This window comes from Chlamydia sp. 16-02, from assembly GCF_042235055.1.
Classification (GTDB): domain Bacteria; phylum Chlamydiota; class Chlamydiia; order Chlamydiales; family Chlamydiaceae; genus Chlamydia.
In genome coordinates this window covers 287,396-301,298 of record NZ_CP114172.1, presented here as the reverse complement: position 1 = coordinate 301,298, position 13,903 = coordinate 287,396, and the positions used below count along the sequence as shown (strand labels likewise).

The window sequence follows — 13,903 nt, the reverse complement described above, 5'->3', positions numbered from 1 at the left end:
TTCTATTTATTTTTAAAATAAATTACCTTCTTAGTAGAAAACTAGCAAGAACGGTGAATCCATGTTTATAGTGAGATATGGGTGTTAAATAACAAATTAAGGACATAGATGGAACGTAAGAGTTATGTTTTTGGTAATTGGAAAATGTATAAGACTATTAAAGAAGCTAAAGAATACCTAGCTGTCTTAGGTCCATTACTTAAAGAGATATTACCGGCATCTGTGGTTGGCATTACTCCCGCATTCACGGCATTGAGTGCTTGCAATGAGGTGATAAAAAATTCTAACTATCCTATTTGGTTGGGTGCACAAAATATCCATCAGGATAGTTCTGGAGCCTTTACCGGAGAAATTTCTCTGCCTATGCTCAAAGAATTTAATGTAGATTACGTACTTTTAGGACATTCAGAACGTCGTCATATCTTTCATGAAGAAGATGCTACAATTGCTCTTAAAGTTGTAGCTGCATCTCGTGAGGGAGTTGTCCCAGTGTTATGCATCGGGGAGACTTTAGAAGCCAGAGAGAAGGGCACAACAAAAGATATTTTATCTAATCAGTTAACGCTAGGTTTGGCTCAGCTTCCTGAAACAGCTTCTTTAGTCATTGCTTATGAACCCGTTTGGGCAATAGGTACCGGTAAAGTTGCCTCAACTGCAGATGTACAAGAAGTTCATGCGTTCTGTCGCGAGGTTCTTGCTCGGATATTCTCTAAAGAAAAAGCAGATACGATTTCTATTCTTTATGGAGGTTCTGTAAAAGCAAATAATGCTGAGGGATTTGCTCATTGTCCAGATGTAGATGGTTTGCTAGTTGGGGGAGCCTCTTTAGATCCTAAAGTTTTTGCCAGTGTTATAGAGAATTTTAATCTCTAGATTTTGTGATATGAAAAAATTTATTGGTTTCTGAAACCGTAGTTTATGAAAAATTTTCATAAATTGTGCTAAGGTTCTGTCTGAGAATAGTGTTTCAAAGCAATAAAATGTTTTTCAATATGGTGATTAATTTAGTTTTATAAGAGAATGTTATCTGAGCCTTTTTAGGGATTTTTACAGACTGTTGACAAGACTGCGTAGAAAAGATTTTTTATACGTTAAGTAGTGCTTTGTTTTTGGAGACTGTAGATAAGAAGACAATAAATTAAAGGGCTAGGAATTCACCTCAAGTAGGTTTGTTGATTTAGGAGAAGCGTCGTGACTGGCTTGTTTTATTCATTTTTATTTGTTTTTCTTCTTTTGTGCGTAATTCTTTGTGGATTGATTTTGATTCAAGAAAGCAAAAGCATGGGACTAGGTTCTTCTTTTGGTGTAGATTCTGGAGATTCTGTTTTTGGTGTATCCACCCCAGATATTTTAAAAAAAGTAACAGCTTGGCTTGCCGTAGTTTTTTGTTTTAGCTGCCTACTTTTATCTTTCGCCACAACACACTTAGGGAAAAATTCTCAAGAGCTCCCTGTAAATGCTCTAGAACAAGTTTCTCCAGATGGAGAGGAAGTCCCTAACGAATAACATCTGTATAAAGATGATCAATCTTTATGTAAGGTGAATCATTTATTCTTAGGAAATAAATTTTAATAGTCATGATCTTATGAAAAAAATCTTCTATATATTCTGTTTCTGTGGTCTACTACCTGTCGCTACAACGTTTTCTGTAGAAGAAGTTCAAGAAGAGATAGAGCATCCTTCATTATTACCTACGGTCTGTCCCTTCTATTTAATAGAAGAAGCTAATTAGTAGCTTAATCTGCGGGTGATAAATAATGATTAGAGAATTAGAATACTATGGCAGCCATACATTGCGTAGAAAGGCTGATATAATTCCTGAAATTACTGCTGAGATTCGTCAGTTAGTTCAGGATATGTATGAGACTATGGTAGCTCATAAAGGTGTTGGTTTAGCCGCTCCTCAAGTGGGAGAAAGTGTAAGTCTTTTTGTTATGTGTGTTGCGGGAGAAACAGAGGACGGAGATTTGATCTTTTGTGACTTTCCTAAGGTGTACATCAATCCAGTTCTTTCCGATCCTTCTGAAGATCTTGTGATTGGTAGGGAGGGGTGTTTATCTATCCCTGGATTGCGTGCAGATGTTTATCGCCCTCAAAGTATTACCGTAACAGCTCTTAATCTTGATGGTCAGGAATTCACAGAAAAATTAGAGGGATTCCCAGCACGTATTATCATGCATGAAAACGATCATCTTCTTGGTGTCCTGTACATTGATAAGATGGAAGAACCTAAAGATTCTAAGAAATTTAAGGCAGCATTAGAAAAGATACGACGTCGTTATAACGCTCATTTAAAAGAAGAAGATCGCGCCTCTTAATTCTCTAAGCTCTTTAATTCATTGTTTTAAGGAGTTCTCTAAGTCTTTTAAAAATTCTTATCTTTCTTAGCCAAAGATTACTTATTAAATGGGCGTTTAGGTTTATCTAGTTTTAGATAGAAGAAGAAGCGGTTATCCGCTTCTCGTTTTTCATACACAGAATATAGCTGCCAGTGTTCAAAGACTTTTGTTCCTAAAATCATCTGATATTCAAGATAACTTGGTGTATTTGTTCTATGCCACCCATATCTTAGTGTTAAATGGTAATTCCAACAGGGATGAGGACGAATAAACACCTTCCCCAAAATAAGATTACGACGGTCAGATAGGGGAGAATTAAAAAGCTCTTCAGGAGGACGGCTAACATCTAAAATATAGTTGTCCCTATCACATTTAAGAAGACTATATTTACTTCTATGCAGAAACTCTAAGGTTAAGCCTACGTTATCGCTTCCTACCCATTGCCAGAGAAGATTCATGTGATCCCAGCAATGTTTTTTCCATATCCATTCAGCATCCAAAGATAAAGTGTTTTTACGATCTAAAGGTAGAGAAATCGTACATGCTGTTTTTGGAAATGTTGATCTAGCAAATGTATTTTTAAAGATTTGCGTCGTCCAGAGTTTTGCCGATGCTCGCGGAGAACTAGGGGAAACCCTATTTAATATGAAAGACTCTATACCAATTTTACATAAATGTAGAGAGGAGAAGGCATCGTTTATAGAAAAGATATAGTGTTCATGATTTTTTGATAAAGGATGCGTCGCCGAGGAAAAAGAAATAAAAGGTTCTACAATATGTTTTGTATGGAGGTAATTTTTATATGCTGAGAAACGATAGTCTAAATTTACTTGTGCAGAGGCTTGAGTATGCCTTAAAGAAGTTTTCGGAACATTACTGTAGTAAATTGCCGATGCAGATACAGTCGGTGTTAGCGTTCCTACAAGCAAAGGAATCGTACGGTAGATCTTAGGAGATGCCGAAGCTCGTAATGAAGAAAAGTTCGATCCTGGAATATTATTGCTAAAGGCAAAGTTTAAGTACCCACACTCGAAGAGGTTCTCAATAAAGATTCCCGTATTTTTAATATTCACGGGGTGCTGTTTCAAAGATACATAAGGAAGTTCTTGGTTCACATTCTGGAAAGGATTAACCTTCACCGAAGAAGATAAGCTACCATCAAATAATGTATCTCGCCATGTAAGGCTAACTTGCGTAGGACCCGTGTTTTTTAATGAAAAATTATTAGGGAAAATATCTGCAACGGTTTCCCAACTATCACTAACATGATATTCTCCTGATAATTTTGCTTGTTTTCGCGATAGAGAAAAGTTCCCATGAAAGCGATAGCGATCTCTAGGTTCGGCCATATCAATCGCTAGGCGATGGGCATAGTAACTTTTCATATTAAAGACATTTTTAGGATTGTCTTTTTGGCAAAAATGCATGTTATAACCAACACCAATACCGTGCTTGAAAAAACTATCTAAGAAAAATGTAGATTGAAAGTGTTTTTTAGAAATCGGTGAATAGCTAACTCCTAAATATGACCCTAAAAAGCCTCCTGTACCTCCACGGAAATTAATAGGAGGTTTAGGAATTTCCATAGGCATAATGGAAAATTGCGGAAGAAAAAGTATGGGAATATTACAAATGCTAAATGTTGTTTTCCCTATGGAGAGCACATTGTCAGAAGAGTATTCTAGATAATCTCCAGAAAGGCGAATATGTTTTCTAGGGCCCTCAGATGTGGATATATAGCCCTTATGGATAATCAGAGTTTCTGGAGTCAATGTCATCATAGACCCGCCTAAAAACCATGGATACATGGCAAATCTACCGTTTGTCAAAAGACATGAATCGGTATCTTCGTAATATTCTAGGTAATCACAAACTAATGTCTTCCCTCGATAATTAACCATCACGTTGCCATGGGCAATTAACTTCATTCCACGATCAGGAACGTTATCTACATAGGCACGATTTGCCTGTATGCGAAGATTGTTATGAATATTAAGCACGCCATCTTCGATATCTAAAGTTCCTGATAACCCTTTAAAATGACTAAGATAAGAGACTTTTTTCTTTGCAGCTTCTTTATGTGTTAATGCGTCTACTGAAGATGAAAACGCTAAGAGGGAGGATATAAGGAGGTAGGGAAAACAACGCTTCATATATCTCCCACTATTCTACGATTTTCATCAACAGCCCAGCTAGAATATGACTATTTTTTGCTTTCGTTTGTGTCATAAGCTGGATGAGTAAGCGGATATCTTCATGAGTTTTCGATGCCACCAGAGTTTCAAGGATGTCTAACATAAGCTTAGCTCGTGTTTCTGGAGTGATTTGATAGCGAAGATAGGGAGAATCGGGATGGGGTTGTTTATCTTCCGTATCAATAAACAATAGGGTTTCTTGAATGAGATCCTGAGCATAACGATGTAAGGATAATTTTTTCTCAGGATCTTTAGTAAGATTATATAAAGCTAAATCAGCATAAGCACGAATTACAGGTTCTCCAGGAAGCTGGGAAGCCCGCGAAAGAATTTCTAAAGCTTGTTGATGAGAAGAATGTGCTAAAAAAGTTATTGCCTTAGAAGCGAGGGGTGTTTTTTGACTTAACAGTATCTTTTCTATATAGGGAAGATACGCTTCTTTAGGAAGCTGCAATAGAGACATAAGAATTTGTTCTTCAGAACTCTGAATTGCTGATAAAGCTTTAGCACGTTCTGTAGGATTTTGAGGAAGGATAATTCCTCGACATTTCCATGCTTGTGTAGCGCGTCCTTTAGAAAATCCTGGGATGAGTGCTTGGCTATAGTGCGGCTGTATTAACCATTCTGTAATGTAGTTAAGAAGATGAGGATGATCACATCCTAAATGTATTAAGGCTAAGCCGGCATTTAACTTTGCTTCGCTATTTTTAGTATTTAAAAATACAGGAAGCACGAGAGGAACTCCTACTTCTTTTGATAATAATCGTGCTGTGTAGAGAGCATTCGAGCGTTCTTCTCGTACCTGTTTTTCAAAAATAGGAAGAGCGTCTTCTTCTTTGCCAATAGCAATTAATGCTTGAGCAGCGGCCAAGGATAAATCAGGATCATTTCTCTCTGAAAGTTTTTTTATAGCATTGTAGCTTTGGCCATCTTTTAACATGCCTAAAGCATAAACAGCAGCTTCACGATCTAGAGGAGAAGCACTTGTTAATAAATGGCGTAATGTAGGTAAAAACCGTTTTTGTTGATATTCTCCAATGAGTAAGGCTGCGTAATTTCTTGTTGTACTTTTCGTTGATGAGAGCAACTGACGTACATAAGTGTCCGATTCTTCAGTTTCCAATCTTAGAAAGATAGCAGCAGAAAGACATTGGATTTCTTCAGGCAGCTTATAAATAAAAGAATGGAGATGATCGATAACTTTAATATTTTTTGATCCTGCCAAGCGATAGGCAGCTTCTAAACGAATCACAGGATAGGCAGAGGCAAGAGCTTTGAATAAAAGCTCATCAGATGTTTTCCCTAGGTGCGAAGATAAAGCAGATAATACTAATAATTGCTGCAGGGGATCTTCTGTTTCCATAGCCTGTGAGAGAATCTCGAGAGCTTCCGAAGAACCTACAATCCCCGCACCTATAATTGTACTCTTTCTTACATAGGGATCTTCTGAACGTAATCCTTGTCGTAAACAGCTCTCAGAAATTTTTCTTAATAAAGGAAAGTCGTGTTCCCCATGAGTATCTAAAGCTTCTAAATAGGCAATAAGAGCTTGTTCTACAGATTTTTGGCTAGTGTAAAGGATCTTATGGCTTACAGGATCAGGGAAGTTTCCAAAGAGTACACTGGGAAAACTCAATAGTAATCCTAGGGGTGCGATTAAACGAGATAATCCCATAAATTAACGTCGAACTCCAACAAGAGATGTTTCAATGTTTTAATAGGAAGACCCTGGACGTTATATGAGCAGCCCTGAATATTATTGATAATCAATCCCCCGCCTTCTTGAATGCTATAGCCCCCACATTTATCTAAAGTGGAGAATGCCTCGACATACCTTCCTAAATATTTTTCAGGGAGCTCAGTAAATGTCACTTGTGTTGTCTCTTCTCCAGTTACTAATTTCTGATCCTGGAGAAGAGCAACACTGGTAATTACGGAATGTGTTTGACCACTTAATGTTTTTAACATCTCAATAGCTTCATCATAAGAGCTCGGCTTATTGAAAATTTCTCCTTTATAGACGACAACAGTATCGGCAGTAAGGATCAAACCTTCAGGATTATGGTCTTTGACTATAGATTCAGCCTTTCCTACGGCTAATTCTCGTGAATATGCAATAGGATCCCCTTGATAGGGAACAGCGTGTTCTTCAAATTTTGATGAGATACAAGTAAAGGGAATACGAAAATATTGTAGAATTGATTTTCTTCGTGGAGAAGAAGAGCCTAAGATCAATTGTGGTTCCATATGCCCTCAATAAAATATGTTCTAGACTGTTACACAACTTAGGCTAGCTTACTGCTGCTTGTGTAGTCTGCCATGGTTCCATCAAAGAAAGTGATCTTACCTTTATCGAAGATAAGAAGTTTTGTTGCGCACTCTTCGATTAAAGTCCTGTCGTGAGAAACAAATATGGATGTCCCTTTATAATCGTTAATGGCCCAGGCTAATGCAGAAACAGATTCTAGGTCTAAGTGATTATTTGCTTCATCAAGAATAAGTACGTTGTGATTTTCCAACATCATCCCTGCCATAAGCAAACGTGCGGTTTCTCCTCCAGACAATGCCTTAATTTGCTTAAAGGCATCATCACCGCCAAATAACATCTTTCCTAAAACACTACGGATTTCTTGATCATTGATACCTGTTTTACGATTACGCAACCATTCAAATAGTGTCTCATCTCCGCAATCCTTTAAGACGTCAGAGTGATTTTGGGGAAAATAGGAGTAAGCAACCTGATGACCAATTTTAATGGATCCTTGATTCGGGGACTCTACACCAGCTAACAGCTTCATTAACGTAGTTTTTCCAAGACCATTGTTTCCAATAATTCCTAACTTATCTCCTTGATAGATCTCTAAAGAGAAAGGCTGAAATACAGGATCTTCATCATTATAACTTTTGGTGATACCTTCTATAGAAAAGACCACCTTTCCAGAAGCTTTTTCTGATAAGGGAAAGCGTATGTAAGGACGCTGAATATTGGATTTCTTTAATTCTTGAGGTTGGAGTTTTTTAATTTCTCTTAAGCGAGACTGCACCTGACTTGCTCGAGAACCTGCTCCAAACTTAGCGACAAACTCTTTAAGCTGGGCAATTTTTTTCTCTTTAGATTTAATGTCAGCCTTCTCTTGATCTCTAGAGGCTGTTTTCATTTCTACCATGGCGTCATAATTACCTGGGTAGATGATAACGGTATCATAATCAATATCAGCAATGTGAGTGGTAATAGTATTTAGGAAGTGCCTATCGTGGCTAACAACAATTACAGTACCGTCGTAATCTTTTAAAAAATTTCCCAACCAGTTGATCGAATAAATGTCTAAATGGTTTGTAGGTTCGTCAAGAAGTAAGGCTTCTGGATGGCCGAATAAAGACTGACATAAAAGCACACGAAACTGCAAATCTATAGGAATCGTGGACATTTTATTATTGAATAGTTCTTCAGGAATACCAATGCCTGTGAGAAGCTCTTCAGCTTCAGATTCTGCTCGGTAACCATTTTCTTCGCCAATGATTTCTTCCATTTCGCCAAGTTTGATACCAATAGCATCTGTGAACTCTTCTAAGTATAAAGCATCTCTCTTTTGCAGAGCATCCCATAGACGGGCGTTGCCCATAATCACACAATCTATGACAGAGATGTCTCCAAAGCTATCAATATTTTGACGTAAGATTCCGACTTTTTTAGGTAAAGAAATTGACCCGCGAGTAGGCTCTACGAAGCCCGTAATTATTTTTAATAATGTGGATTTCCCTGCGCCGTTAGGTCCTGTTAATCCATAGCGATTTCCAGGATTGAAGACGACAGAAACGTCGTCGAACAGTACGCGTGTGCCTAAAGTTTTGCCGATTTTGTCAAGTACGATGCTCATAGCGTCTAGCATAACAAAGAGGACCTTAGAGCACAAGAGGTTTGCCTAAGGTTTAGCTATGGGGATGAGACTCATCATGGGTTTGCTTTTTAAGCTTCATAGATACATGAGTATAGATAGTTGTGGTTTCTAAAGAACAGTGCCCAAGAAGCGCTTGAATTGTTTTTAGGTCCATACCGTTTTCTAGCCAATGTGTAGCAATCGTATGGCGAATTGTATGAGGTGTGATATTCGCTGATAAGCCTGATTGACGAAGATATTTTTGAAATTTTCTATCAATAGAACGAGTGGTTAATCTTTTTCCAAAACGATTTAAAAAAATTGCTTGAGCATCTTGTTCTATAGTAGTTCTTTCGGGATGATTTAAGTATTGTTGTAACCATTGGGCTGCATGAGGGGTAATAGGGACAAGACGTTCTTTTTTTCCTTTTCCTTGAACGCGGATAAGATTAGAATTAAAATCAATATCCCAATGATTAATAGCCACGATTTCGCTAATACGTAGTCCTGAGCTATAAAATAGTTCTAATAAGCAACGATCACGAAACCCCGTATATTTCGATAGATCGGGGGTTGCCATGAGGATTTCCACTTGTTCATAAGTAATAGGTGAGGGTAATTCTCTAGGAAGCCTAGGCCCGTGGATAGTCTCTGTAGGATCCTCAAGAATAATCCGGTGTTTTATACAATATTGTGAGAAACTTTTAATTGCTGAGAGACGACGTTTTATCGTACGTTTTGCTTTATTTTCCTGCATCAATTCTAAAATATAGAGACGTATTAGATCTTTCGTAAATAAAGAGAATGAAAGCTGAGCGTCTTTTCTTTCTTGTACAAATAAGCAAATAGGTGCAGATGGGGAGAGTTTATTCTGTTTTTCTAAGAAACTTTTAAAGCTATTTAAATCTATACAATAGTTTCTTAAAGTATGAGGAGATGCTGTTTTTATATTTTTTAGGTAATCAAGAAAAGCATAAAAAGCTGAGACCATAGTTTCCCTAAATATTTTTCTAAAGTATCTCCTTACCCAGATTTATTTAGAAGAGAGGTTTTTAGGAAAGGGATAACTGCGAAATTCTTCAGCAGCAGCAACATTAGGGAAAATTTTCCCAGCTTCCAATTCAAATTCTTTAGAACTTAAATAACGTGCAGAAAAGTGTGTAAGTACAAGTTGTTGTGCTCCTGCAGCTAAAGCTTGCGTAGCAGCTTGTTTTGCTGTCATATGGTAATGACTTTCTGCTAGATGACGATGCTCTTCAAGATACGTACTTTCACATAACATAATTCTTGCATCTTTAGCTAAATCTATAACAGATTGGCAGGGAAGAGTATCGGCAATAACAGCAACGCTATCGCCTTTTCTTACGTAGCTTACATCTTTAAGGTATACAGTGTTTCCATTTACTGTTACTTGATCATTGCGAATGAGATCTTGCATGATGGGCCCGCGCAATCCCGAAGCTTTGATTTTCTCTGGAATGAATTTTATCGTGTCGGGTTCAGTGATTCTCCATCCCAAGGTGTCTACAAGGTGATCCAGTTTACGCGCTTCAATACGAAAATTTCCAAAATCTTCAACAATCCCTTCTTTATCTACAGGATGCTCCACAACATTTATAGTCTCGTGATAGATAGTGCCGTAACGCAATCGATCGAAGTACTTTTTCCCTGAAGCTGGGTAGTAACAGTGTATGGGATGGGTAACTTTATCTAAGTTTAGTCTCATAAGCATGGAGCTCAAACCTAGACAGTGGTCCCCATGAAAATGGCTGATAAAGATTCTGGAGACTACAGTAGGGGCAATATTAGCAAAAATGAATTGTCTTTGTGTTCCCTCACCTGGATCAAAAAGTAAACCTTCATTATTCCAACGAAATAGATAGGCTCCTTGATTACGCGTTCGCGTAGGTTGTTGACTAGAGCAACCTAAAATAATTAATTCTCTACAGCTCATAAATTTAGGAGAAAGTTTCCGGGGAAAAAAATAGAATAAACTAATCTAATAAAAATACTCTACTAGAACTTACCTATAGATATTATGAATTTTATTTTTATTTAATCCACGCAGTTGAAGTAATCGCTGTACTTCGAGGGTAAACAGGGTTTGACTATAGCGCTAGGTTGTGTTCTGGGGCTGGAAGAGTCAGAATCTGAGTCAGAATTAGAGGAGGATAGATTAGAAGATGCACTAGAAGAGGAATTTTTTGGCCGGATTAAATTTAATACAGGTGAAGTTTTTCTTCGTGGTCGCGGTGTTTCATCAGAAGATGTTTCTTGAGCTCGTTTTTGTTCAGGGCGAGCTCTTAAAGTTTTTCGTTGTCTTCTTTGGACTTTTCCTTCCTGTTCTTGGACATATTTTTTCTCATCATCTTTGATGATCTCATGAAGTAGACGATTATGTCGTGTATCTAGTTTGGACAGATCTAAATCTCTAGGTCGTACGGGGACAGGAGGTTTTGATAAACAGCTCATGATGATAGGGAATAATACCAGACCCACGAGAAGTGAGGCTAAAGCGGTAATACCGATGTAGATTCCTTCAGGAATAAATGGTGTAGCTAGAAACCCTCCTAGCATTACTGCTGTTAGTAAGGCTAAGACGAGCATACAAATCAAGGCAATAAGGTTACTACCTTTTTTGCCTTCTACTTTCTTTGCCGCATCTGTTGTTATAGTATGGTTGGTATGATTTTTTTGGACAGCAACATCGGGAGTTAATCCAGGGACGGTCATGAAAGTCTACCGCATGGGTTTATTTTAAGAACGTGAAGTTTAGAAATTTTGGGAACGTTTGTAAATATACAGTTTTTTTTCTAGGAAGAATTTAGAGCCGTTAATTTATAAAGAAAACGGCTCTAAATTATCTCGTGAGAGTTAATTAATATGCGGAAAAGCAACTTTGAAAACATCATCATAATGTGCAACAAAATGAATCTTTAGACCTTTTTTTAGATAGGCAGGCAGTTCTTCATAATCACGACGATTATCTTCAGGGAAGATTAAGACATTTAACCGTGACCGACGTGCAGCTATGAGTTTCTCCCGAATTCCTCCGACTCCTAATACACGTCCTGTTAGTGTAATCTCACCCGTCATACCTAAGTTTTCTAAAATGGGTGTGTCCAAAAGTAAAGACAATAAGGAAGTCACCATCGTTACACCTGCTGAAGGACCATCTTTAGGTGTTGCTCCCTCAGGAATATGAATATGTACCTGAGATTTAGAGAAAAAGCTGTAACCAGGAGCATAACGTTCCAATGCACTATGCAGATATGTCCAAGCAATCTGGGAGGATTCTTTCATAACATCCCCAGCTTGTCCTGTAAGATGCATATCAGTTTTCATTGAAGGAACTTGAACACTTTCAATATATAAAGTAGCTCCTCCTAGAGATGTCCAAGCTAACCCAGTAGCGACACCGACAGGTGTGTTGTCGTAAAAACGATCGCTAGAGAAGATAGGTTTACCCAAATAATCCTGAAGATTACTTACATTAATTTTATATTGTGTATATTTTGAATGCGTTTTTTCCTGATTTTTAACTATTTTAAGTGCGATTTTCCTTAGGACTTTCTTAATATTTCCATTTAATGTACGCACACCAGCTTCTCTAGCATAGTTATTAATCATATGCTTTAAAGCTTCGGGTTGGAATACAATCTCACGAGCTGTTAGCCCCATTTCTTTGCGTGCTCGGGGAACAAGATATTTTGTTGCTATCTGAAGCTTTTCCTCAAGAATATAACCAGAAAGACGGAGGATTTCCATACGATCTAAAAGAGGATCGGGAATAGTATCCAATACGTTTGCTGTTAGAATAAATAGAACGTTGGATAGATCTACTCGTACGTCTAGGTAATGATCTAAGAAGTCTTTATTCTGTTCCGGATCTAAAACTTCTAATAAAGCCGATGCGGGATCGCCATGATAGCTCGCACCAATCTTATCAACCTCGTCAATCATAATGACGGGATTCATAGCTTGACTTTGTTTTAATGCTTGGACCATTTTCCCTGGCATAGCACCAATATAGGTGCGTCGATGCCCTTTAATCTCGGCTTCATCACGCATTCCGCCTACTGAGAAACGGAAGAATTTGCGATGTAAAACTTTTGCTATACTACGACCAATACTTGTTTTGCCTACTCCTGGAGGGCCTACTAGGCAAATAATACTCCCTTTAAGACCCTTAGATAATTTTCCAACACTGATGAGTTCTAGAATGCGTTGTTTAATATCTTCTAAACCATAGTGGTCCTTATTGAGGATCACTTCAGCTTTCTTGAGATCGTGATATTCTTTACTCTGAATTCCCCAAGGAATGATAGTTAACCAATCTAGGTAGTTACGGCATACGGTATATTCTGCTGAGGATGTTTCCAAGGTTTGAAGTTTTTCCATCTCATCTTGAATAACTTCCATCGCATAATCAGGGACCTGGCGTTTTTTTAACCGGTCCATGAATTTTTCTAAATCAATAGCTCGATCTTCTTTTTCTAATCCCAGCTCCTTTTTGATCGTTTTCAGCTGTTCTTTTAGAAAGAATTCTTTTTGACTTTTGGTGATCGTTGCTTCGATTTTTTGATTGATACTACTTTGTAGGCGGCTAAGATCTAGCTCTTTTTTAAGGAGGATCAAAGCTTTATCAATGCGATCGTGCATATTCGTTGTTTCAAGAACTTCTTGCAGCTCTTCCCTAGTAGCTGTTGTTAGCGCTACAGAAAAATCGGCAAGCTTCCCTGGTTCAGTAAAATCTGAGTGTCCAAGAAAGATTTGGAGTTCTTCTTTAAATAGGGGGTTAAGTTTTAAGAGGTCTTTAATTACAGAAACAATACTAATAGAATATGCTTTTAGCTCTTCTGTTAGTTCTTTATTATCTTTGTGATAGGAGACTCGTGCTTTAAGATATTTATCTTTGAGAGGCTCTACAATACGGATACGTTCTTCTATGCTGAGTAGTATTTGGGCGCTGCCTCCTTCTATAGGCATGATACGCAAGATGCGTGCCGCTACACCTACACGATAGAGCTGGTTGAAACCAACTTTTAAAATATCAGCATCTTCCTTTTTGGTAAGAACTAAACCTATGTATTTTTGCGAAGACTTTGCTAGAAGCTTTAGCACTTCGTAATAAGGTCCCGATTCTATAAGAATCGGAGCCGCCATACCCGGGAAAAAAGGACGTTTGTTCAGTGGAAGGATAAATAATTCAGAAGGTAAGGAACGATCATCTGATTTTTCTTCGACTTCCTCGGATTCATCTAAAAGTTTTTCTACTTCTTCAGGATTGGGATCCAAGATCTGAGAGTCGTTATTTATTGTAGAGTCCACAATTGTCCTTATACTAAAATCATCGGATACATTTATCTAAGTTGCTCTGATAACTTATTGATAGCAGCACTTTCAACAATAAAGATCCTCTTTTCGATATATTACAAAATAATCGAAATTAGTGCACCTACACAACTACTAGAGAAATAGCAGAGCCAAG

General features: G+C 37.7%; 12 protein-coding genes. 4 read left to right on the top strand and 8 right to left on the bottom strand.

Annotated features, from left to right (window positions below; genetic code table 11):
- Nucleotides 1–108 precede the first annotated feature (108 nt).
- The 4 genes from tpiA to def all read left to right on the top strand — a co-directional run bounded on the left by tpiA (nucleotide 109) and on the right by def (nucleotide 2,318).
- On the top strand, nucleotides 109–873 hold the full coding sequence (gene tpiA / locus O1W70_RS01300) for a triose-phosphate isomerase (RefSeq protein WP_332381227.1): 765 nt from the start codon (nucleotides 109–111) through the stop codon (nucleotides 871–873).
- Between the two features lie 318 nt (nucleotides 874–1,191).
- Nucleotides 1,192–1,506 (top strand): preprotein translocase subunit SecG, encoded by a 315-nt coding sequence (gene secG / locus O1W70_RS01295; protein ID WP_332381229.1) that lies wholly within the window; start codon nucleotides 1,192–1,194, stop codon nucleotides 1,504–1,506.
- A gap of 79 nt (nucleotides 1,507–1,585) precedes the next feature.
- Entirely contained in the window at nucleotides 1,586–1,732 is a 147-nt protein-coding gene (locus O1W70_RS01290) for a hypothetical protein (RefSeq protein ID WP_332381230.1), read from the top strand.
- A gap of 25 nt (nucleotides 1,733–1,757) precedes the next feature.
- A complete protein-coding gene (def, locus tag O1W70_RS01285) occupies nucleotides 1,758–2,318 on the top strand; it encodes a peptide deformylase (RefSeq protein ID WP_332381231.1) in 561 nt (186 codons plus the stop codon).
- A gap of 77 nt (nucleotides 2,319–2,395) precedes the next feature.
- On the opposite strand, the gene O1W70_RS01280 is transcribed toward def, so the two are convergent.
- The 8 genes from O1W70_RS01280 to lon all read right to left on the bottom strand — a co-directional run bounded on the left by O1W70_RS01280 (nucleotide 2,396) and on the right by lon (nucleotide 13,743).
- Entirely contained in the window at nucleotides 2,396–4,492 is a 2,097-nt protein-coding gene (locus O1W70_RS01280; RefSeq protein WP_332381233.1) for an Organic solvent tolerance protein OstA, read from the bottom strand.
- Between the two features lie 10 nt (nucleotides 4,493–4,502).
- A complete protein-coding gene (locus O1W70_RS01275) occupies nucleotides 4,503–6,209 on the bottom strand; it encodes a HEAT repeat domain-containing protein (RefSeq protein WP_332381234.1) in 1,707 nt (568 codons plus the stop codon).
- A complete protein-coding gene (locus O1W70_RS01270; protein WP_332381236.1) occupies nucleotides 6,191–6,781 on the bottom strand; it encodes a Maf-like protein in 591 nt (196 codons plus the stop codon). Before O1W70_RS01270 ends, O1W70_RS01275 begins: the two co-directional genes overlap by 19 nt.
- Before the next feature lie 38 nt (nucleotides 6,782–6,819).
- Nucleotides 6,820–8,412, bottom strand: a complete 1,593-nt coding sequence (locus O1W70_RS01265) for an ABC-F family ATP-binding cassette domain-containing protein (RefSeq protein WP_332381237.1) — start codon at nucleotides 8,410–8,412, stop codon at nucleotides 6,820–6,822.
- Between the two features lie 52 nt (nucleotides 8,413–8,464).
- The gene (locus tag O1W70_RS01260) at nucleotides 8,465–9,403 is read right to left on the bottom strand and encodes a tyrosine recombinase XerC (protein WP_332381239.1); all 939 of its coding nucleotides are present in this window, start codon (nucleotides 9,401–9,403) and stop codon (nucleotides 8,465–8,467) included.
- 42 nt (nucleotides 9,404–9,445) lie between these two features.
- A complete protein-coding gene (locus tag O1W70_RS01255; protein WP_332381241.1) occupies nucleotides 9,446–10,366 on the bottom strand; it encodes a ribonuclease Z in 921 nt (306 codons plus the stop codon).
- A 101-nt stretch (nucleotides 10,367–10,467) separates the two neighbouring features.
- Nucleotides 10,468–11,145 (bottom strand): hypothetical protein, encoded by a 678-nt coding sequence (locus O1W70_RS01250; RefSeq protein WP_332381243.1) that lies wholly within the window; start codon nucleotides 11,143–11,145, stop codon nucleotides 10,468–10,470.
- Nucleotides 11,146–11,286: 141 nt separating this feature from the next.
- Nucleotides 11,287–13,743 (bottom strand): endopeptidase La, encoded by a 2,457-nt coding sequence (gene lon / locus O1W70_RS01245; RefSeq protein ID WP_332381245.1) that lies wholly within the window; start codon nucleotides 13,741–13,743, stop codon nucleotides 11,287–11,289.
- Between the last annotated feature and the right edge of the window lie 160 nt (nucleotides 13,744–13,903).